At 70.4% G+C, this 21,847-nt stretch carries 15 protein-coding genes; 4 read left to right on the top strand and 11 right to left on the bottom strand.

From position 1 onward, the window contains the following. Positions 1-19 precede the first annotated feature (19 nt). From ACFCY1_RS32375 to ACFCY1_RS32385, 3 genes are all read right to left on the bottom strand, one after another. On the bottom strand, positions 20-292 hold the full coding sequence (locus ACFCY1_RS32375; protein WP_375876874.1) for a hypothetical protein: 273 nt from the start codon (positions 290-292) through the stop codon (positions 20-22). Then, positions 289-1,239 carry a hypothetical protein gene (locus ACFCY1_RS32380; RefSeq protein WP_375876875.1) on the bottom strand — a complete coding sequence of 317 codons (951 nt, stop codon included), beginning with the start codon at positions 1,237-1,239 and terminating at the stop codon, positions 289-291. Before ACFCY1_RS32380 ends, ACFCY1_RS32375 begins: the two co-directional genes overlap by 4 nt. 362 nt (positions 1,240-1,601) lie before the next feature. Further along, positions 1,602-2,174 (bottom strand): ATP-binding protein, encoded by a 573-nt coding sequence (locus ACFCY1_RS32385; protein ID WP_375876876.1) that lies wholly within the window; start codon positions 2,172-2,174, stop codon positions 1,602-1,604. A 218-nt stretch (positions 2,175-2,392) separates the two neighbouring features. Here ACFCY1_RS32385 and ACFCY1_RS32390 point away from each other — a divergent pair, with 218 nt between their 5' ends. Further along, complete coding sequence (locus tag ACFCY1_RS32390; RefSeq protein WP_375876877.1) at positions 2,393-3,658, top strand: helix-turn-helix domain-containing protein; 1,266 nt, start codon at positions 2,393-2,395, stop codon at positions 3,656-3,658. A gap of 62 nt (positions 3,659-3,720) precedes the next feature. On the opposite strand, the gene cutA is transcribed toward ACFCY1_RS32390, so the two are convergent. The 3 genes from cutA to ACFCY1_RS32405 all read right to left on the bottom strand — a co-directional run bounded on the left by cutA (position 3,721) and on the right by ACFCY1_RS32405 (position 6,243). After that, positions 3,721-4,050, bottom strand: coding sequence for a divalent-cation tolerance protein CutA (cutA, locus tag ACFCY1_RS32395; protein WP_375876878.1), 330 nt, complete (start codon positions 4,048-4,050; stop codon positions 3,721-3,723). A 382-nt stretch (positions 4,051-4,432) separates the two neighbouring features. Beyond that, positions 4,433-5,575 carry a ParB/RepB/Spo0J family partition protein gene (locus ACFCY1_RS32400; protein ID WP_375876879.1) on the bottom strand — a complete coding sequence of 381 codons (1,143 nt, stop codon included), beginning with the start codon at positions 5,573-5,575 and terminating at the stop codon, positions 4,433-4,435. A gap of 29 nt (positions 5,576-5,604) precedes the next feature. After that, entirely contained in the window at positions 5,605-6,243 is a 639-nt protein-coding gene (locus tag ACFCY1_RS32405) for a ParA family protein (protein WP_375876880.1), read from the bottom strand. A 1,035-nt stretch (positions 6,244-7,278) separates the two neighbouring features. On the opposite strand from ACFCY1_RS32405, the gene ACFCY1_RS32410 reads away from it, so the two are divergent. Then, a complete protein-coding gene (locus ACFCY1_RS32410) occupies positions 7,279-11,586 on the top strand; it encodes a hypothetical protein (RefSeq protein WP_375876881.1) in 4,308 nt (1,435 codons plus the stop codon). Further along, on the top strand, positions 11,583-12,470 hold the full coding sequence (locus ACFCY1_RS32415; protein WP_375876882.1) for a serine peptidase: 888 nt from the start codon (positions 11,583-11,585) through the stop codon (positions 12,468-12,470). Before ACFCY1_RS32410 ends, ACFCY1_RS32415 begins: the two co-directional genes overlap by 4 nt. Before the next feature lie 152 nt (positions 12,471-12,622). Here the strand turns inward: ACFCY1_RS32415 and ACFCY1_RS32420 are convergent, their stop codons facing one another. Then, a complete protein-coding gene (locus ACFCY1_RS32420) occupies positions 12,623-13,948 on the bottom strand; it encodes a hypothetical protein (RefSeq protein ID WP_375876883.1) in 1,326 nt (441 codons plus the stop codon). Positions 13,949-14,842: 894 nt separating this feature from the next. Further along, positions 14,843-14,989: a hypothetical protein gene (locus ACFCY1_RS32425; protein ID WP_375876884.1), complete on the bottom strand. Its 147-nt coding sequence runs from the start codon at positions 14,987-14,989 to the stop codon at positions 14,843-14,845. A gap of 439 nt (positions 14,990-15,428) precedes the next feature. On the opposite strand from ACFCY1_RS32425, the gene ACFCY1_RS32430 reads away from it, so the two are divergent. Further along, positions 15,429-16,040, top strand: coding sequence for a hypothetical protein (locus ACFCY1_RS32430; RefSeq protein WP_375876885.1), 612 nt, complete (start codon positions 15,429-15,431; stop codon positions 16,038-16,040). A gap of 58 nt (positions 16,041-16,098) precedes the next feature. On the opposite strand, the gene ACFCY1_RS32435 is transcribed toward ACFCY1_RS32430, so the two are convergent. The 3 genes from ACFCY1_RS32435 to ACFCY1_RS32445 form a co-directional block, all read right to left on the bottom strand. Then, positions 16,099-16,962, bottom strand: a complete 864-nt coding sequence (locus ACFCY1_RS32435; protein ID WP_375876886.1) for a hypothetical protein — start codon at positions 16,960-16,962, stop codon at positions 16,099-16,101. Positions 16,963-16,966: 4 nt separating this feature from the next. Next, positions 16,967-17,242, bottom strand: coding sequence for a hypothetical protein (locus ACFCY1_RS32440; RefSeq protein WP_375876887.1), 276 nt, complete (start codon positions 17,240-17,242; stop codon positions 16,967-16,969). A 544-nt stretch (positions 17,243-17,786) separates the two neighbouring features. After that, a complete protein-coding gene (locus ACFCY1_RS32445) occupies positions 17,787-21,659 on the bottom strand; it encodes a helix-turn-helix domain-containing protein (protein ID WP_375876888.1) in 3,873 nt (1,290 codons plus the stop codon). Positions 21,660-21,847 lie beyond the last annotated feature (188 nt).

The following is a 21,847-nucleotide window of genomic DNA, read 5'->3' on the forward strand; positions in this document are numbered from 1 at the left end:
GGTGGTGGTGTCCTCGTGTTCAGTGGGTGGCCGGCCGATGGGGGCTCTGCCCGGCGGGTTCGGGCTCAGGCTCGGGCAGGACAGCCCGGGCGCGTTCGCGGGCGGTGCCCCGGCGTTCGGTCAGGGCGTTGACGGCGGCCGCGACCTCGATCGCGTTCAGGTCGGTGACCAGGTGACTCAAGGCCAGGGCCTCGGGCTCGGTGATCTCCTCGGTGACGTGGTGGCCGCACCGCACGACCCGGGGCTCGTGGACTTCCGGCAGCGGGAGGGCGTTCGCGCGGGCGGCCGTCATCGCGGTCCCCAGTTCCACGGGGCGGGGTGGGCGCCGCGCAGGCACGCGAGGCGGTGGGCAGCCTGCCGGCGGGCGCCGGGGTCGAGCCGGGCGCGGCGGACCGTGTCCATGACCGCGGTGAGGACGACGGTGTCGCGTACGGTCTGGTAGCCGGACCAGGCGCCGATGTAGGGGTGGGCCACGGCGTGGTCTTCGCATTCGTAGGAGAGGTAGGTGTCGGCGTAGGTCCGGTGGTCCTGACGCGGGCCGGCGAGCAGTTCGGAGCGCCAGCGGGCGGCTACGAGGTCCCACTCGCGGTGGCCGCGGGTCAGCGGGCGGCGCAGGAGGAGTCCGACGTGGGTGCCGTCGTCGTGGACGGGGACCATGCCGAGGGCTCCGAGGACGACGGTGTCCGGGGTTGGCCAGTCGAGGTAGCCCCACTCCTCGCGCAGCTGGGCCGCGCGTTCGCGCAGGAACCGGCGGGCGGTCTCGTCCAGCGGGGTGTCGTCCAGGCCGTCCAGCAGGGAGGCGAACGGGTCGTGCTCCCGCAGCCAGGACGCCGTCCCGGGGTCGATGCGGTGGGTGAGGGCGGTCACCCACGCGGACAGGGACGTGTCGGTGCTCGGCCTCCCGGGGTTCTGCCAGAAGGTCACGGCCCGGCCGTCGGCGGCCGCGCGGACCTCGGTGTAGTACGGGCGGACGACGGGCAGCCGGTGCTGCCGGAGGAACTGCGCACCTCTGACCAGGGCCCAGGCCTCGTCCAGGTCGGGGTGGACGATGGCGAGTGCACGGGAGTCGGGCAGCGACCACAGGTGGTTCGGGCTGTCGCTGACCAGCTCGGCCTTCGCGGGGTCGTCGCCGGTGGCCACGCAGGCCTGCGTCAGGGCCTCGTAGGAGGCCGCGATGTCCAGTCTGCGGGCGGGGCTGACGGTCTTGAGCAGCGTCTTGGTGCGGGTTCCGACGCTCACGGCACAGTCCTCGAATACGAACGAATCGGATGGATGGGGGGAGGGGACTCTGCCCAGGGACGGTTCGGCCCCTGTGTGGACCCGGCCGGGTTCTCACGGCCGGGCCCGCACACCGGGTGGCACCGTCTGCGGGAACGGCGCCATCCAGAGCCGCAGGGCCCACCCCTCATGCGGGGCCCTGCGGGTGTCCGGGCCTGCACTCTCCCGGTTGCAGTGAGGAACGTGGCCTTGGACGCGGTGAGCGTGCGCGCCCCATGCAGGCGGGGCGGTGCTCTTCCGCCACCCGCCGCCGCGGCGTTCCCGGGGCGGGTGTTCCGGAGTCCGGTGGCAACACGTGCCACCGGAGGCCTACGAGGCGCCGGTCACGCCGGTATTCGGTCGGGCGCCGGCTGCCCAGGCGGCCGGCCCACGGCGGGCCGAGGCCGGAACTCCCGCACGAGTGCGTCCGCGCGTGGCGCCGCGACCCGCAGGCTGACCTGCTCGCCCACGGCGGCCGCCGGACGCACCTGCTCGGGAAGCCCGATCTCCGCCCAGATCTCCTTGCCGCCCTGGGGGAGCTCCTCGACGCCGAAGCGGGACACGACCGCCGTGACCAGCATCAGCCCGCGTCCGCAGGTCGCCTCGTTGGTGGCCGACCGGTACTCGGGGCGGCCGAGCCCCGGGTCGGTCACGGACACCCGCAGCACACCCGTGTCGTATCGCAGGCAGGCGGTCAGCATCACGTCCGGCCGCTCGCCGCCACAGCCGTGCACGACGGCGTTCGTGCCGAGTTCGCTCAGCACGAGCTGCACGTCGTCCAGCACGGCGTCCTGCTGACGACCGTCCAGGCCGAGCGTCGGCAGCACCGTCCTCGCCCAGCGGCGGATGGCACCGATCTGCGCCAGCTCGGCGGGGAAGGCGGTGGTACGGGAACTTCGAAGAGGGGACGGGAACATCGGCGAACTCCGGAGTGAGGAACCCTGAGCGGTCATCGGCCGGCGGGCATGGGACTCGTGCTGCTGGAAGCTGTCTCCAAGAGAGGAGCCGATGACCAGTCAACTCCGCTTCTCGTTCGAGTGGATCGGCTAGGAGGCATGGCTGTTTTTAGGACATGGCTCAGAAATATGGCGACTATGGTCGGACACGTTCAGCACGCGTCCGGGGGACGGCGAGGATGACCATGCGCGACGATGTGGAGACCATCGGCCCGCTGCTTCGGAGACTGCGGGAAGCCACCGGCCGTACGCAGGAGGAGTTGGCCAGCGATCTGTCGAAGCGCCGGAGTTACCCGCTGGAACAGGGAATGGTGTCCCGCTGGGAGACTGAGAAGGCCCTACCCGACCCGACGTCCCAGCAGCTTCTCGCTGCTGAGTACGACGTACCGGTGGAGGAACTGCGCAAGGCGGTTGTCGCGGCCCGACGGATCAGGCGGTACAAGAAGCAGGCGGCAAAGGAGTTGGACGTGAATCGGCGAGAGTTCATGGCAGCGGGAGCCGGGATCGCGGTGATACCCGCGATCAACTACCTCGACTTTGGGCGGAGGCTGGGAACAGATGTGCCCCGGCAGTTGCGCGCGCGTACCGCACGGCTGCGGCGACTGGACGACTTCATGGGTGGTGGGGACACCTACGCCATGTACTGCAAGGAGCTCAAGGACACGATCCGCCTGGTCGACGAAGGCGCCTACAGCGAGATTACCGGGACCGGCCTGCGGAGTGTCATCGCTGAACAAGCCCAGCTCGCCGGGTGGGCAGCGTTCGACGCTGGCCGCTACGGCAAAGCGCGCTCGCACTACCTGACCGCGATGACAGCAGCTCAGGCCGCCGGGGACAGCTCGCTGGCGGGAAACTCCTACGCCTTTCTCGCCTACCTAGAGTGGACCACCGGAGGCGGTTCCGGGATCGAGTTCGCGGCTGCGGCCTGCGAGACGGCCGGCCGCGACGCCTCACCGGCGGTGCGGGCCCTGCTGTGGGACCGCCTAGCCTGGCAGCACGCCACCAACGGCAATTCCAACGCCACCGAGCGCGCTCTCGCTGCCGCCGGAGAAGCCATCCACGAGGAGGCCGACCGGCCGGAGCCGGACTGGGTGTACTGGGTCGACTTGGACGAAATCTCCATCATGACCGGCCGGTGTTGGGCCGAGCTCCACCGGCCGCTGCGGGCAATCCCCGCACTGGAGTCAGCGTTGTCCCGCTACGACGACACCATGGCCCGCGACAAGGCGCTCTACCTGTCCTGGCTGGCCTCGGCATACCTGGACGCGGGAGAGATCGAGCACTCCGTCGCGATCACCAACAAGATCCTCGACCTTTCCCAAGGGCTCGCCTCGGCCCGGCCGGCCGGGCGCTCCCGCATTCTCCTCAACCGACTTCAGCAGCACCGCCAGCTCTCACCGGTCGCTGAACTCCTGGAACGCAGCGGGGCGCCCCTGGAAGACTGATGAAGATCTTGGTGTGGTCCGGGCTGCCACTGTCAGCCGGTAGCGCGGATCTGCCACACGACCTAGCCGCCCGCAGGTCGCGTCGCCCGGGTGATCCAGTCCAGGTAGGGCTGTGGCCCAGACAGGATCGGCACCGCGATCACCTCCGGGTTGTCGTACGGATGCTCCGCAACGACATGCGCCTCCAACTCGGCTACCCGGTCATCCGTTGTACGGAAGGTCACCTGCCACTCGATGCCCTCGCACACCGCTCCAAGGTGTCGGTAGGTCGTGGCGACCGGCCCGGTGACCTGCCCTGAGGCAGCCAAGCCGGCATCGACCGCGGACCGGGACAGTCTGGCGCCAGCAGCGTCGCTGTCGACCGTGGTGATCATGATCAAGAAGTCAGCCATATCCGCGACACTACTCGGCACCCGGAGGGCCGCGAGAGTGCGCGCGTCAACTGGTCGAACCTACCCGCGTTTCTGCGGCGCCGCACTGTTGGTCGGCGACCTCGACCAGTCGATCTTCGCACCGGTGCCGGCCCTGATGGCCGGCGTCCTGGCTCGGGGGCAGGGAGTCCTGGACGAGCGGCCCGCCCCGAGTTCCGTCCTCTGACGCGAAGGCGAAGACCCTCGGCGACGAGCCGGGGTCGAGACGGAACGGCGCCCGGTCCCGGCTGCAGCCGCCGCAACGGGCTGTTGCCCGGTGACGCCGCCGGGTCGCGCAGGAATCCGATGCCGTGGTGCCCCGGCGCCGCCGCCAGGACAGCGGAGCCGGGGCACCACGGGTGGGTCAGTTGCTGGTCGTCAGCAGCCGGTTGGCCAGGGCGTCGGCGAGGCGGTAGGCCTCGTCGGCCGAGAGGGTACGGCAGATGGCGTCCGCCAGCTCCTCCACGTTGTGCCAGTCGACGCTACCGAGCTCCGCCTGCGGGGCGGCCGACGACTGCTCGTCCACCGGGGCCACGGCCCGCTGCTCCGGCATCGGGAGCGGCTCGGAATTTTCCGCGGAAAATCGCTCGGTGCTCCGGATGGGCTCGGTGTTCGCGACCGGGTTGTGGGGCGCGGGCTCCGGCCGAGGGGTGACAGGAGCCGGGGCCTTCACAGTGGCCGGTGCCGTCTCCGCTGCCGCTGCCGCAGCCGACTGGGCCGGCGATGCGGTGGCGGGCGTCGCGGCGGGTTGCGGCGCGGGAGCCTCAGCAGGCGCCTTGGCGGCGGCCTTGGCCTCCAGCTTCGCGGCGCGCCTGGCGGCCACGGCGTCGGCGTCGGCCTGGAGCAGTTGCTCCAGTTCCGCGGTCTGCCCGGCCAGGGACATCGCCTCGATGCCCTTCACCGACCCGAGCCGGCGGGCGACGTTGATGGAGACGCCCTCCTCGCCGCGAGCCTTGGCCCGCACCTGGCGCTGCAGCTCGGGGTGGAGCTTCAGCAGGTTCTTGCGGTGCGAGATCCAGCTCTGGGACCAGCCCTCCGCCTCGGCGGCCTCCTTGGCGGTCGGGTACTGCGCCACGATGAGAAGGACCGCATTGGCCTCCTCGATCGGGTCGAAGTCCTTGCGCGCCATGTTCTCGTCGAGCGCGGCCCGCAGCAGGGTCGCCTTGGACTCCGCCACCGAGTCGTCTACGACCACGAGCAGCTGCTCGCGCCCGTACAGCTCCGCGGCGGCCCGCCGGCGGTTGCCGTTGACGATGACAACGTCCTGTGCGCCCGCGCTCAGCGTCTGCCGGTCCTCCGGCCACAGCCGAAGGTAGGCGGTCGGGGTGACGGCGAGGCAGCTCTGCAGCTGGCGGTCCTTGATGCTCGCCAGGTCGGAGAGGTCGCCCAGCTCGTCACGGGGGTTGCGCGGGTTGGGGAGGCAGCTGGCGGTGGGGATCCACTTGGCCACCGGGGCGTCGTTGGCGCTGTCCACACCCGGAGCGTCGACGACCGGGTCGGTGGCCATCGAGGCGAAGGAAACACGACGGCCTGCCATCAGCGGCCCCCGTAACCGAGCTCGAGGGACAGGCGGAAGAAGTCCTCGCGGGCCCGGTAGGCGGTGCCGCTCTCCTTGTACTGGGTGACGACCGTTCCCTCGGCCACCGCCCGCGAGTGGATCTTGTAGCGGCGCAGGACGGTCTTGGCGCGGGGCCACCCCTTCGCCGTGATGTACGCCTCGGTGTCCTCCAGGTCGGCGCGGCCGTCCCGGGGGTCCCAGTTGTTGACGACGATCCGGAAGGGGATGTCCATCGGCTCGATGACCTTCTGGATCGTCCGGGCCGTCGGGTCGAAGCACAGCGGCTCGGTGATCATCGGGACCAGGACGTCGTCCGCGATCTCCAGCGCCCTGCGCAGGATCTCCTCGTCCGCCAGGGTGCCTGGCGTGTCAATGAAGATGTGCTGGTACTCGTCCTTCTCGCCGAGGACGTCGAAGGTGCACGCCGCGAGGTTGACCGTGGTGGTGGTCTTGCCCACGCCGCCCTTCTGGTTGGCGATGACGTGGATCTTCGCGCCAGTGTTCTTCAGGTGGATCAGCTGCTCGGCGTGGTCGTGTGCAGCCATGAAGTCGAAGGGCAGGTTGTCACCCACCCGCTCGGCCCAGACGACGGCGGACCCCTGGGGGTCGGTGGACACGACAAGCACGGATGGCTTCATGATGTTCCGTTCTCTCCGTGGGCTTCCCGGGCCGACTGCCCGGTACTGCGGATGCCCGCCGCTCAAAGCCGTGGTCGGCGGACAGGGAACAGCATTCCAGATGATCAGCCCGGAGCCTGACACGACCCGCGTGTCATGGAGCACAAAAGGGTTGGATCGCGGTGGCCGGACTTCCGGAGAACCGTCCTTCTTCCCTGAGATGGCGTCCAATCTCCAGGGTCTTCACCTGCGGTGATGCATGTTTGACGGAGGGGGGAATTTGTGAGCACTGGTCATTCGCATGGGAGGGCGCGTCGTGCGCGTGCCGGCTTTTGCGACGCAGGCCGACTGTCGTGGCACGGTGGTTCCCGCCCGGAGCCGGCCACCGGGTGACGGCCGGCTCCGGGCCCGAACTGGGCAGGGTGAACGACGGTGGTGCCCAGTCGACTGCGCCACCTCGGAGCAGCACGGGACGCGCGACGGTGATCCCGTGATCCCGCTGCTCGAGGTGCTCCCCCGTGCGGGTGACGTGGCGGAGCGGTGCACCAAGGGTCGGCCAACCGAGGAAGTAGCCCTGCTCGGTTGAGAGAACGGAGCGCCAGGTTGGACCCCGCATAGACGGGGCTGTGGACTCGAACTGAATTAATTGGCGTACTCTGAGCCAAATCACAGCAGGTCAGAAAGTGTCGGCCCCGCACGCGCGGGGATGGCTCCGCTCCGAGGACGACCACCAGGGCGGCCGGGGCGTCGGCCCCGCACGCGCGGGGGCGGCTTCCATGACGAGCCGGCGTGGTCCTCGGCGGCGGCAGGCTGAACGGCCCGGCCGAAACCAGCGCCCACTGGCTCCACAAGCTTCGACTGGGCATGGTTCCGAGCCCGACTCCTGAAGGCCTCCGCCGCAGGACACGGCGTGCCGCCGAAGGCGAACCGGTGCTAGCAGCCTGTCACGAGGCCGGCTGAACGGCGTAGTCTCTCCGGATCGGGTCAGGTCGGATCCGAACATCACACCAGAACAGCCGAGAACGGGGATCGGAAGTGCGCCGTCATGCGCTGGTGGTCGGCGTGGGAGGCGCGGCCGCGAGCCTCACGGACGAGTCGCCTCCGAACTGGCCGCCGCTCGCCTACGCGGCTCCCTACGCGCAACGGTTGCGCGAGGTCCTGGGCAAGCAGTACTCCTACGTCCTCCTGGAGCCCGACCCGGATCCCGCGTTCACCGCGGTCGCGCTCAGTGACGCGCTGACGGCAGCGGTCAAGAGCGGGGCCGACTTCATCGTCATCCACCTGCTCGGGCACGGGGCGCCCACCCGCAACAGTCACGGGCTCCAGGTCGTCGGAGGTGACGGTGAGCTCACCGAGGCACTCTCCCGCTGGGTCGACCTGGCTGAGAACCTGACGACGGGAGGGGACAGCGAGCCCGCCGTCCTGCTCGTGCTCGACCTCTGCCACTCCGGCACGGTGGTGACCGAGCACCTGCGGTCGCTGGTCCGGCCGGAACATCGGCGGGTATGGGTGCTGGCGGCCTGTCAGTCCGACCAGTCGGCCTACGACGGCCGCTTGAGCCTGGCGTTCGACGAAGTGCTCCGGGGCTTCGCCTCAGGCGCCCTGAAACTCGACGAGTCGCACGAGCACATACCGATCGACCGCCTCTGCCGCGAAGTGGCCCTCCACGTCGAGGACCAGGGTGCGGGTTCCTACTCCCAAGCCGTGGAGCGCCCGCTCGTCGCGCTCGGTACCGACCTGTCCCACCTCCGGTTCTTCCCCAACCCGCGCTACGAGCCCGGCGGTCCGCGCGGCCGCGTCGGCGTCGACCCGGCGGTTTTCGCCTTCCTCGACGAGGTGGCCGACGCTCGCCATTTCGTGGGGCGGGCGCATGGAGGCAACGGCGCCGCCGCCGAGAGCGGTCTGTCGACCTTCACCGGCCGAAGTGCCGAGCTGCGCGAACTCACGGCATGGGCGGAGGGTGAGGGCCCCCCGGTGCGGATCGTCACAGGGGCGCCCGGGGCGGGCAAGTCCACGCTGGTCGGCATCCTCGCCTGCACCGCGCATCCCCTGCTGCGCGAGGCCACGGAGTGGTTGTGGAGACCGTCGGCCGGCGACCTTCCCGACGCCGTCGAAGGGCTTGCCGTCGTCCACGCGCGACGGCGGACCGTCGCCAGGATCCTTTCCTCCCTCGCAGCCCAGTGGAACCTGGAACCAGCAGACCCCACGACCACGTGGACCACGGACCGGCTGGTGGCCGCGTTGCGCACCAGAGCCGAACCTCCCCACCTGATCGTGGACGCCGTGGACGAGGCCGAGAATCCCGCTGACCTCGTCACCGCCCTGCTGCTGCCCCTGCTGTCGATCGAACGCGCGGACATGAAGCCGCTGTGCCGGGTGCTGATCGCCACCCGTCGCGAGGAGAGCCTTCGGCACCTCTTCGAGGTCACCGCCCGGTACTGCGATCCGATCGACCTGGACCATGTCCCCCCGGCCCGGCTGCGCAAGGACCTCGTGAACTTCGTCAGCCGCGTGCTGCGCCCCATGGCGGACGAGCCCGCGTGGTGTTCCCTGTCCGCGGCCGAGAGCCTCGGCAGGGCGATGGCGGACACGCTGCTCACCGGCACACGGGAGTACGGTGAGTTCCTCGTCGCCGGCCTCTACCTCCGCCTGCTGCGGGACCAGGCCGCGCCCCCGGTCGACGTGGCCGAAGCCGAGGCCTTGGGCCGGGACGTCCCCCGTACCCTCGGTGCGGTCCTCGACCTCGACCTGGAGGTCCTCGCCCGGCCCGGACTTCGCGAACTCCTGGCCGCGTTGGCGTGGGCCGAAGGCGACGGGATGCCTGAGGAACTGCTGGTCCGTGTCGCGGACATCGCGTCGGCTGGAGGGAGCGACGAGCGGGCGGACGCGGCGGAACTCCTTCAGATCGCGCGCTTCTACGTGCGCCGGAACGTCGACCGTGAAGGAACGCCGGTGTACCGCCTCTTCCACCAGGGGCTCGCCGACGAACTGCGCGGCCGGCCCGGTCTCGACGCGGCGACGGTCTGGGAGCGGCTCGTGGCCACGGTACGGCCGGCCGGTGCCCGGCAGGGCCGCTGGTCGACCGCCGTGCCGTACCTGCTGAGCCATGCCGCCCGTCACAGCGCCTCCGCCGGCAGGCTCGACGAGCTGCTCGAGGACGCCGAATTCCTCGTCCACGCGGATCCGGCCCCGCTGGTGAACGAGCTGTACCACGGTGAACGGAGCCCGCGCGCTGCCGTCTATCTGACGTCCTACGGAGCCCACTACGACGGGCCGCCCGACCAGCGGCGGACAGTTCTCGCCATCGACGCGGCCCGGCACCAGCAGTGGCAGCTGAGTTCCGAGCTGTCACGGGACACGGCGTGGAGGATCCGTTGGACGGCCGGACGCGATCTGCACCCCGGCCTGCTGAGGACGCTCACCGGGCATCGCGGCGAGATCTCGGACATGACGACGCTCGTGATCCAGGAGCGGCCCCATGCCCTGACGGCCGGACGGGACGGTACGGCGCGCCTGTGGGACCTGGATTCGGCCGAGACGACACACGAACTGGCCGGTCACGGCTCGCCGGTGAACTGCGTCGCGGTTGTGGAGGCGGACGGTGCGCACATCGCGGTGACGGGATGTGAGGACGGAGTCCTGAGGGGCTGGGACCTGACGACGGGACGTCGCCTCTGGACGAGGCAGGCCCACACGGGTCCGATCCGGTCCATGGTGGCCATGCCCTACGGCGGGGCGTCGGCGTTTGCCACCGCAGGGAGGGACAAGGTCATCCGCTTCTGGCGCCCGTCCTCGGGGGACCTGCTGTCCGACATCCGGATGCAATCACTCCACGCGCCCCCCATCAGCGGTGAGGTGTGGCAGCTCTCCCATGTCGTGGTCCCCGGACGGGGCGACTGCGTCGCCGTCTGCTACGACGATTGGCTTTCGGTGCTCACGGTGCACGGTGAGGAACTGGGAGACGAGGACCTGCTGCTCACCGTGCCGGAACGGCCGACGCGAGTGCGGTACATCGAGCGCGGATCCGATCTCGAACCGGTTTCGGGTGACCGTGACGGCATGGTCTTGATCGGGTACGAGCTCCTGGACGAAGCGCACGCCGATGCCATCACGGACCTCGCCCGTGTCTCCTTGGAGGGCTCCGCCTTCGTCGTCAGCGCGAGCGCGGACGGAACCGCCCGACTGATCGAGACGCGTGAGCCGTGGCGCGCGCGTCAGGTGGCCAGTCACACGACGAAGATCACTCGCGTGGCAGTGGTTCCCGACCCCGACGGCATGCGACTCCTCACCGCGAGCGAGGGCGGTACCGTCCGGATCTGGGACTTGACGGCCGAGACGACCCAGCAGCGGTACTCCGGGCACGTCCACACCGTCACCGCGCTGCTGGCCCTGCCGGGAGGCCGACTGGTCTCGTGCGGCGCTGACGGGACCTTGGCGTTGTGGGACACCGAGACCGGGGAGAGGCGGCAGGTCTCCCTCCACGTTGATCACGACGGCCACCTGATATCGGATGAGGCGACCGGCGTCGCACTGCTGGAGGACGGAGAGCACCCGCGGATCGTCGCCTCCTGCGCCAGGGAGGACTTCGCGCTGTGGGACACGAGCGTCGCGGAGGAGACGCTCGAGGGACGGGTCGACGGTTCCCTGCCCGGTACCGACGCCATCGTCTCGGTTGTGATCGACGGCGTGCCCCACATCGCGTGCGCGGGCCCGACCGTCAAGCTCTACAGCCTCGATCGTGTGGACTACCTGGCCGCCTGGCCCCATGGCCACGGAGACTGGCCGAGCGCACCCACCGGCGAACGCGAGCTGGACCTGCCCGGAGACGTGGCCTGCATGGCCGCCTCGGCCGGCCACATCGTCGCCGGGTACCGCTCGGGTGTCGTCCGATCGGCACCGCTGCGAGGTTCGTCCGGAGGACGCGAGCTCACCCGGCACCCCACTGCCGTCTGGGCGGTGGCCACGGTCGAACTCGACGGGCAGCTCCACGCCATCAGCGGGGACCACGCGGGAGCGCTCCGCCTGACGGCGTTCGACGGCACCTCGCAGGTTGACCTCGTCGGACACACCCGTGCGGTCTTCACCGTCGTACCGGTCACGTTCCAGGGCCGAGCACACGTCCTCACCGGCGGCATGGACCGTTCGATGCGACTGTGGGACCTGACGACCGGTCGGCAACGCGACGTCTTTTGGTTCCCCGACACCGTGTTCGCCATCGCCGTGGCCGAGGACGGCACCGTCTTCGCAGGCGTGGGCCCGGACATCGTCCGCCTGGAGCCGACCGATCACCTGTCCCCGCTGCGGCCCTGGACGGCCGCGGTACGAGAAACGAGGACCGCATGACCGCCATCGTCGGAGTGCACGGCGTCGGGCACTACGCGGCCGGCCACTCCCCCGTGGACGTCGTCTCTGCCCGCTCGACGCTCTGGACCGGGGACCTCGCCGCCGGACTCGGCGTCGCCCCCGAGCGGATATCACTGACCTACGCCTACTACGCCCACCACCTGCACCGCGACCGGCCGGTCGCGCAAGGGGCGGCGGACGCTCTCGAACAGCTTGTGCGCGAGCACCCGGAGGCGGTCACCGGGATCACGGACTGGGCGGAATCGTTGGACGAGTCCCTGGGCCTGGGGCTGCCGGCGGTCACGGCGCAGGGACGTCTGGCCGTGCCTCTGCGGCAGCTCGTGTCGGTCATCGCCGAGCGCCTCAGCCTCGACGGCCGGCTGACCCGGGCCTTCATCGGCCTGTTCTTCCGGGACGTCGCCCTCTACCTCGGGCAGCGGGACGATGCCACCCGTATCGCCGCCCGCGACGAGGTGGCCGCCGTCATCGCGTCGGCAGGGGCACGGGTCGTGATCGCCCACTCGCTCGGGAGCGTGGTCGCCTACGAGGCCCTGCACGCGCACCCCGAACTCGAGGTCGACCTCCTCCTGACCCTTGGCTCGCCGCTGGGGCTTCCCCACGGGGTCTTCGACCGGCTGTCACCGACGCCTGTCGACGGCACCGGGCAGCGACCGGGAGGGGTCCGCCGTTGGGTCAACCTCTGCGACCACGGCGACATCGTCGCGATCCCCCGACCGCTGAAACGACGCTTCCCCACCGTGGACCTCGACCTGGTCGACAGCATCGCCCCGTTCGACTTCCACAAGGTGGCGCCGTACCTCCGGTCGGCCGCGGTGGCTGCGACCATCGCCCCGTTCCTGGGCGGGGGCGGCTCGTCGAGCTGACGAGCGCCGTCGCACGCTGAGGGAAGGAGCGGCCGCCGCCTACGGATTCGGTCTCCTCCCCGCCGACGTCGCCTGGGGCGGGAGCCAGTCCCCTGCCCCTCCGCTCGCCTGTCCCTCCCCTGTCGCCTTCCCACCGGGGGCGGTCAGCCGGGCTACAGAGGTGGTGCGTTCCGTCCCTCCAGTCGGCCGGTGCGGGCGGTCGCCCAGGGGTTCTGCTTCCGGACCCGGATCCGGCGGAAGTAGCGGCGCATCGCGGCGGAGTCCTTGCGCCAGTCACCCATTTCGGCGATCTGGTCCTCGGGAACGTCGGCCTCGCGCAGCGCGGAGGCCCCGCCGGCCCGGAGGCCGTGTGCGGTGACGGCCTTGGCGGTGGCCTCGTGCAGGAGCGCGTTGTATCCGGACTCGACGCGCTGCTGTTCCGAGAGGTCGGCCACGTGCTGATACGCCTTCCGGGCACGGGACTTGACGATGGTGTTGACTGCGTCGCCGGACAGGTAGGAGAGCTCCACCCACTCCTCGACGGCGATCTCGTGGTCCGCCTTCGGCTGCCCGTCCCGGTGCTTCGGCCGGGTCTGCGGGGTGAGCCGGACCTGGAGGCGGCCGGCCTTGTCGAGCGCGCGGAAGAGGGCCTGGTCGAGCGGCATGCGGACGGTGCGGGCGTACTCCAGCCAGGCGCGCAGGCGACGTACCGGGCACAGGTGCGGGGCGTCGTCGCGGGCCGGGATCCAGGCTTCGAAGACCGAGCCGTCCTTGCGGGTCTTGCGGGCGACGAGGCGGACGGCGATGCCGTCGGGGTGCAGTTCGGCGTGCACGGGTACCAGGTGGGCGAGCTCGATGCGGCGGCTGAGCAGGTGCCAGCCCATCGTGAGCATGGCGGCGTCGCGTCGGCCGATGCCCTGGCGGTGGTCCCGGTCGCAGTCGGCGACCATCTCCTCCAGGTCGGCCTCCAGGATCGCGGGCGACTGCCTCTCGGTCTTGGTCGCGGACCACTTCCTGCGGAAGGCGGCGATCATCCTGCTGGTCTGGATGGTCCCCGGCCGGGTGTTCCCGGGAGTCTCCCGCTCCTGCCAGGTGACCACGGTGCTGTGGTAGTCGGAGACCGTGTTGGGGTCGTAGACGTCGCTGAGGATCATCCACCCGACGTACTCGATCAGCGTCGCCGTGGTGCACGGCAGTGCGACCCGTCCGCGCTCGGCGCACCAGCGTTGGAACACCCGGATCCGGGCCTGGCGGTTGCGCTCGGTGTTGGGCACCGTCGACTCGCCGAGGAGCTGCGCGATCTCCTCGCTGATGACGAAGTCCCCGGCCGCGTACTCGGGCGCGGTGAACTCGGCCGGCAGCGGCCGGCCTGCGACCAGCACGGTGTCACGGTCGAAGCCGCCGATGTCGATCCCGTGCCCGCCGGAGCGGGCGGCGGGCAGTCGCTGGTCGTCGCTGTCGACGAACTCGGCTTCCACGACGTCGAGTTCGTCGCTCATGCCTGCCCGCCGTGGAGGTGGTGCCACTGCCGTCCGAGCTGTGCGGATCCGTGGGTGGCGGGCCCAGCGGGCGCGCCGGGTGTGGGTTCGGTACTCAACTCGGCTCTCCTGCGCGCACGGGCTGCTGACGGAGGAAGCCTCTCACAGCAGTTGCCTCGTATATTGCCAGATATACGAGGCTAACGATCGTTAACGCGCGACGGAAGGTCAGGCGGGGGTGTAGAGGCCCGCTCGCTCCGCCCGAGTACCTACAAACGTTTGTAGGTGGTGGCCGGCCCCGGCCGAGGGCGGCGGCAAGGCCTCCTCACGTGAGTAGGAGGGGTCTTGGTCAGGCGGAGGTTCGCTGCTGGGAACGTTCCTAGGTGGTCCTTCCGGCGACGAGGACGGGACGGCGGCCGGCGGCTCGCCTGGCTGTCACGGTGAGCAGCCTCCGTGGGACCAATTGGTCCCACGGAGGCCCTGTTGACGGGCCCGTGGCTGGACCGTCTCACGTGAGACGGTCCAGCGAAGCACATCGATGCCTTGCACAGAGGACTCTTCATGGGTCCTCCAGCTGACTACCGAAGACCTCAATCCTTTTCCACGCCGTGGTAGATTGAGACTTAGGTCATCGAAAGACTGATGGATCCGACTTTCCAGGCCTCGATAACGGTTGAGGATGGAAAATAAAATCGAATGCGTTAGTCGATAGTTCGGAGTCCGCTATTAGGCCTCCGGGGCTATTTTCGATTAGGACCTAAAGATTGACTTCCGGAGATTGATTCCTCCGGAGGCATGGTGAAGCCGCCCGGCTCCTCACAGTGGAAGCAACCGGGCGGCCGCGGACCGCGCGCAGTGCGGCGTATCACCATCACCTGTGCGGCCCGGGGCGCAACCCGGGCCGCACAGCCGTACTCAGAGCCGGCGGAAAATCTCCGCCGCCAACTTGAGTGCCTCGATGACGATCGCGCCCACCATCTGCACGCGGCGTTCCCGCTGGTCGTCCGGCTTCTCCTGCTCCGGCTCGCGGCCGGCGTTCGGGTCCTTCGGTTGTCCAGTCATGGAACGCTGCTCCCCTTCCTTGATGGGTGGGCGTATATGGCTACGCCCGAGCCCCCGGGTCCGGAGAGAACCCAAGATCATCGGGAAGGGTCGAGGGGATGCCCCCTCGAATGGCAGTGACGCGGCCGATTCTATAGCCAATTGACGGGGCTTCAAAACTTGAGGGCATTAGTCATGACTCTTCGCATGCAATCAATTAGCTGACCTGCGGTTCTCTGGATTGCCACCAGGTAGCGACCCTCAGGTGCGAACTGCTGTGATGCCGATGGCGCCCCGGCGATGTCCCTGCTGTGCGGCATCCTGGAGGCCCACTGCGAGAAGAGTGGCCATGGACGAGAAGCTGAGGGCGCGCGGTTGCCGAGGACGACCGGGTGCCGGATGGTCTGCGCGAGGCCGCCCGCAGTCGACTGGTCGCCCTGGAGGAACGGCACGGCCCGCTGTGGACGCCGTCGCGCACCGGATCTCCACCGGCTCGGCCGGCATCGTCATCAACGTCCGTGGCCTGCCCAACGACTGGGCCATCAGCGGACGTTCGGAAGTCCGTCCGGTCGCCTTCCGCAACATCCCTTCCCTGGCCTGCAGGGGCCTCGCGCAGGCGCTCCATGCGATCGGCGAGGCGTACAACCGGCATGGCGACGGGTGCATGCAAGACCTCGCCGACAACCGGTTCTTCTTCCGCGTCGAGGTCTACTGCGCGGACGGCACCCATCTCGACCTGGATGTCGTCTCACCCCCACAGGGACCGGAGGAAGGCATGGACGCGTCTATCAGCGCTGTCTCTGCTGTCATGAGGCCGAGCTTAGAGGTGCCGAAGCCATGCGCCGAACCGCCCGAAGTCGGCTTGATCTGCGGGCCTTCCTGCCGCAACCGCTGCGCTCTGCGGGAGCCTATCGACGACCTCCGGTCGGACAGGCACAGGTCACCCGTGCGGGTGAACACGGTATGCGACGCAACGCCCCGGGCCCCGGCAGGAACACCTTCGGCGCGGACGTGCTGTGCCGGCGCGGCGCCGGGGCGCGGGCGCCCGCCCTGCGCAGTCCGTCAGCCGTAGACTGACGGCGTCGCCCGGGCCACTGCCCTTCGACACGACGCCCCGGCGGCAGGGAGCGTCAGCCTGCGGCTGACGGCTTCTCGGTTGAGCGGGTGAGCACCTGGTACTTCTTCGCGGCGGACTGCTTGGTGATCCCGCCCAGCGCCTGGCCGACGTCGTTCCAGGAGCCGCCGGCGCCTCGCGCCTTGGCCATCAGGGTGGCGGTGTTCGCGTCCAGGGCGGCCTGCAGCTCCATGACGAGCGCGAGCGCGGCGAGCGCGGCCTCCTTGTCGATCTCCTCGTCCACGAGCGCGGCGGCGAAGGCCTCCGCCGCCGGCATGGGCGCGGCGCGCTGCCGCCAGGCCTCGCCGAGGTCGCCCCGGGCGTAGCGGGCGGTCAGCAACTCGACCGGAGTCGGTTCCAAGGCGGCCGACACGGGGGCGTCAGTCTCTGACTGACGGCTGTCCTGGGCGGGGACGGGCGGGGCGAGGAGCCAGCCGATTCCCCGGCGCTCCTTCAGGAGCTCCAGCGCGTAGGTGGCATCCCGGCCCCGACCGCGCTCCTGAGCGGACTCCTTCAGCACCCGCTCCACCATGGCGTTCTCCCGCGCGCTCGCGGTGCGCATCGGGAACGCCACATCCTCCAGCGAGCGCTGCGCGGCGTAGCGCAGGTCGAGCCACCGCTTGTCCTCTCCGGAGACGAAGCACCGGATTGCCGCGAGGACGATCGCCTCCTCGGAGAAACTCCGGTCGGTGCAGATGATCTCCTTGTACTCCGGCAGCTGCCGCTCGACGGCGGCGTGCACTGTGGCCTCGGTCGGCCCGTCGTACCACCGGATCTCCCACTTCCGTCGGTGGTCGTGGTAGTCCGTGTCCATGCCACACTGGTGGATCTTGGACAGCTGGAAGACGAATGAGCGGATCGCGCTGCTGCGACTGGCCACCGGCTCAAGCCTCCGCGGACGGTTGGGCGGTGACCCACTTCGCGACCGCCGACGGGGTGGCGAAGCCGTCCTGGGAGGTGCGGTAGGAGACCATGGCGCCGTCGCGGTGCCACCGCGGCGGCGCCTGGCCTTCCCAGCGCCAGGCGCCGCAGGGCGTCCGGTACTGGCGGATGTACCCGACCACGTCGACCTGAAGCAGCTGTTCGGTGCGCCGGCCGGCGACGAGGCAGCCGTGCTGGGGCTGCATGAAGCCGAAGTACTCCTCGGCGATGGTCCCCATCAGCCCGACCCCTTCCCGGCCACGGCGCACGCCCCGCCGGCGACCGTCATCCTACGGCTGACGGGGACGGGTGGACTCCTGGACCGGGTTCCTGGACGCCTTCGTCCTCCTGCCCGGGGCAGGGCCTCGTCGTTCGCGTCGATGACCGGGGTGTCGAACCGCAGCCCGTCCACCGTCGCAGGCAGGTCGACGGCGATGACTTCAGCGGTGATCCGCCGACCGACCTCCACATCCTCGCTCCGAGGCCGCCCTCAGGGCAGGTCCAACGAGCCGACGAACCCCAACGCTCTCGCCGGGGACCCGTCCAACGTCACCGCTACCCCGGAGCGGGTGACCTCTGACGCGACCCCACCACACAGGTCGCCGACGCGGATCGCTGACAGAAAGCTCCGTACGGCGCGGTCCTCCGGTACTTCGCGCATGTCGGCAAGCCACGGCATCCCACCCGGGCATCTCAGTGACCGTTGACACAGGCCGACGCAACGCCTCCCGGCTTGGTCGTACGGTGACCGTCCATCGCTCGTCGACGGTGAAGCCGTCGGGGTCAGCAGACCTTCCGGTAGGGCACCTCGGGGAGGTACGTGTCCCAGTCGAATTGCGGCAGTCCGCCTCCGGCTCGTTCGCAGATGTCGGCGGCTTCCTGGTCCGGGGCGACCGTGATCTCGTGCGCCGGTACGTGCTCGGTCGCTATGCGCAGGGTGCGGTCGTCGGGGCCGAAGGACAGGGAGAGGGTGGCGCCTCCTGTCGTGGGGACGGCGGGGCCGAGTGGCTGGTGGGATGCGAGGTCCCACATCCGCAGTGTGCCGTCGGTGCCCGCGGCGGCCAGGATGCGGCCGTCGTGGGAGAAGGCCAATGCGGAGATGGGGTCGAACGCCCCCGTGGCGTTGGGTCTGAAGCTGCCGGGCAGGACGCCCAGGTTCCGCTCGGCGTTGCCGTCCCAGAGCGTGACGCGGCCGGCTTCGTCGCCGGTGGCCAGGTACGTGCCGTCCGGGCTGAACGCCACGGTGTGCGTCGTGTTCTGGGTGAGCGTACGAGGGACCACTCGGCCTGACGGCAGGTCGGCGAGTTGGTTGTGGGAGGTGACGAGGAGCCGTCCGTCCGGCCGGACGGCGAGTTGCTCCCCGCCAAGGCCGGAGAGCACCCGGGTCCTGGCCCGTTGGGGCAGGTCCCAGACTTCCAGGGCCTCCTGCTGCGGTATCCGTGACACCAGGAGCGACCTTCCGTCCGGTGTGAAGGCGATCGCATTAACGTCGTCCACCGCACGCCGTTCGGGAGCCGCGAGATCCAGGGTCGCGGTCGTGCGGCCGGCGGAGACGTCCCAGACGGACACTCTGGGTGGTGAGGTCGGCTGCCTGTGGTCGACGATGCCGTAGGCGAAGGCTCGCCCGTCGGGACGGAACGCCATGAGAACGGTGCAGGAGAAGGAGAGCCGTCTGCCCTCGGGAGGCGGCAGGCAGGACAGGACGGGCAGGTCGACGACGTGTCCTCCGCCGCGGAGGTCCCGCAGTCGGATGTGGTGCGTGTGGTCGCCCGCGGACGACAGCAGGGTGGCGAGCGTGCTGCCGTCCGGGCTGAACACGGCGGCTGAGATCGGCTGGCTCGTCCAGGCCGGGGCGAGGACGTTCGTGAGGTCGATGGTGCGTACCGCGGCTCCGGTCGAGCCCTCCTGGTAGCGGATCCGGTGTTCGTCCGGATCCAGCCTGAACTGGCTGGCGTCGGTGTTGGCGAGTGGATGCCGCAGGAGCGGGACCGACGGGATGTCGAGGCGCCACAGCAGCACCTCCTTGCCGTCCGATGCCACCATGAGCGTTCCGTCCGCGCTGAACGACGCCTCCCTGAGGTCGGCGTGTTCGACCCGCGGGAGTTCCGTTCCCGAGGCGATGTCCCAGATCCGGACGCCGCCGCTGTCGACGACCGCCAACCGGCGGCTGTCCGGTGAGAACCCGACGGCCTGGTCCAGGCACTGCTGCGCGGTGGCGTCGGGAGCCCCGGCGAGCGGGACCTCGCGCTGCTCGGGCACGTTCCACACCTGGACCGGCCCGCCCGGAACGCACAGCGCCATCAGGCGGTCGTCGTGGCTGACCGACGCCTCGGGATACGGGAAGTTCTCCAGGCGGGGCCACTCTCCCCACATCCGCCGCTGCCTGACCTCCGGTATCCGGCGCGTCTCGTCGCGGGTGGGCGCTCTGTGTACGCCGCCCCCGGTGCGTCGTTCGAGCAGGAGTCGGCCGCTGTGGCTGTCCCGGACCTGGACCACGTCGTCCGTGCCCTCGGTCGCGAAGAGGACCAGGGTCCGCCCGCTCGGACCGAGCCGGGCCGCGGTTCCGGTCAGACCGGGGTCGAACGGGTGGCGTGCCACCGGGGATCCGCCCGTACTCTCCGCCGGCAGGTCCCACACGTTCACATGATCGAGTCCGAACACGGCGAGTGTTCGGGTGTCGGCGCTCATGTCCTCCACGTCCTCGGCCTCGGCCCCCAGGCCGGGGAGTGTTGCCACTCGCCGGTGCGTGCCGACGTCCCACTTCACCACCTCGTCCCGGCCGACACCGACCAGGGTGCGGCCGTCGCCGCTGAGGAAGTGGGTCTGCGGGACGGCTTTGCTCGACGGGGGGTCGGTGAAGACGTCCTGGTCCGGCTGGACGGCTGCGCCGAGCAGCGCGGACCGTGACTCGGGTAGATCGGCGGTCTTCCACGCGGCGACGCTCAGCCGCATCGCCGTGACCGGGTCGGACGAGCGCATGCCGTCCGCCACCGCGGCGGCCCGGCGGGCGGCGGCCTCCGTACGGCGGCGTTCGCCGGTCAGGTTCTGCTGCCACGCGATCACCCCGGCCAGCAGGACGAGCACGACCAGGGCGGACAGCGTGGCGAGCAGGGTGCGCAGCCGCCGGGCGGAGCGCGTGGTCTTCCGGTTCTCCTGGTCGCGGGCGGTGAGGGCGGCGGTGAGGAAGCGGGACTCCAGCGGGGTGAGGTCGTCGCGGTGCCCGGCGCCGGCGAAGGTGGCTTCGGCCGCTGCCAGGCGGGTGCCCCGGTAGAGCGCTCCGGGGTCATGGCCCAGTTCCTCCCAGGCCTTGGCGGCTTCGGTGAGGTGCCGGTGGTGGCGCAGCCTGTCGCGGGCGTCTTCGACCCACGCGCTCAGGCGCGGCCAGCAGCTGATCAGAGCCTCGTGCGCCAGGTGGACGGTGTCTCCGTCCAAGGTGATCAGCCTGGCGCGGGTCAGGCTTTCCAGCACCGCTGCGGTGTCGGCGTCACCGGTACCGAGAGACTCGAGTTCGGTGCGGTCTGCGGGTCGGCTGGTGTCCTGCGCGCCCTCTCCCGGGGTGACCAGTCGCAGCAGGAAGCGCCGGGCGACGGCGGCCTGCTGCGGCGTCAGGCGGTTGTAGGTCTGTTCCGCGGTGCGGGCGATGGCGCCGTGCACACCTCCGGCGGCTTCATAGGCGGCCTCTGTCAGTGTCCTGCCCTTGCGGCGGCGCCAGGTCTCCAGCAGGGCGTGCGACAGCAACGGGAGCCCGCCCGGCTCGCCGTCGACCTCCTCGATGATCCTCGAGGTCAGGGCGCGCTCGACGATCAGGCCCGCGCCGGCGGCCGGATTGACGATCGCCTCCCGCAGCTCCGCCGGGCCCATCGGCCCGACCAGCAGCGTGGCGTCCCGCAGGGCCACGGCGAGCCCGTGGTGCTCCGCGCAGCGTCCGAAGAAGTCCGCCCGCACCGCCAGGACCACCCGTAATCGGCTCTCCGGCTCACACGCCGCCAGCAGCAGACCGATGAAGGCGGCACGCTCCGCCGGCTCGGTGGACAGCGTGAACGCCTCCTCGAACTGGTCCACCACCAGCACCGTGTCGCCCGTACCGTTCCCGGGCGTCAGCAGCGCGGCGTGGTCGCAGGCGGGCCGCGGGCCCGGAGTGAAGATCCGGATGGCGGCCGGACCCGTGCCCGTCCCGCCCCGGTCCCGGAGCGCTGGGATCAGTCCGGCGCGGAGCAAGGAGGACTTGCCGCTGCCCGAGGCGCCCACGACGGCGACCAGACGACGGGAGTCCACCAGTCCCAGCAGGTCGGCGACGAGCCTGTCCCTGCCGAAGAACCGCTCCCGGTCACCCGGTTCGAAGCGGGCCAGGCCCCGGTACGGCGCATCGGCATCATCACCGTCCTCCGCGGCCACGTCCCGCACCGCGGCGTGCCAACGCCGCTCCCACTCCGCGAGGTCCCCGCCACAGGCCTCCACATAGGCCAGCACCACCGGCAGTGAAGGGAGCTGCTGCCCGCCGGCCGCCCGCGACAGCGTCGCGACCGAGTAGCGGGTACGACTGGCCATCGCGCGGTAGGTGACGTTCCCCGCCTCCCGGCGTAGCTGGCGCAACTCGGACGCGAAGCGCTGGACCGGTCCTGCGGCCGGATCCAGCGGGCCTTCTTGGCGGCCCATCCGTGTCCTCCCCCGCTCGGCGGCACCCGGACCGTCAACGTACGCACCGGAGAGAGCCGCGGCAACGGCTTCCCAACGGCCTGTCCTGTTTCATCCGTCGTTCCGGCCCACGGAGCGGCACTTTGTTTCACGTGGTGAGGAGGGCTGCGCAACAACCAGTCGGCCGTGAAAGCTCGGTCGTGTCAGGG

The organism is Kitasatospora sp. NPDC056273 (assembly GCF_042268845.1).
Lineage (GTDB): Bacteria > Actinomycetota > Actinomycetes > Streptomycetales > Streptomycetaceae > Kitasatospora.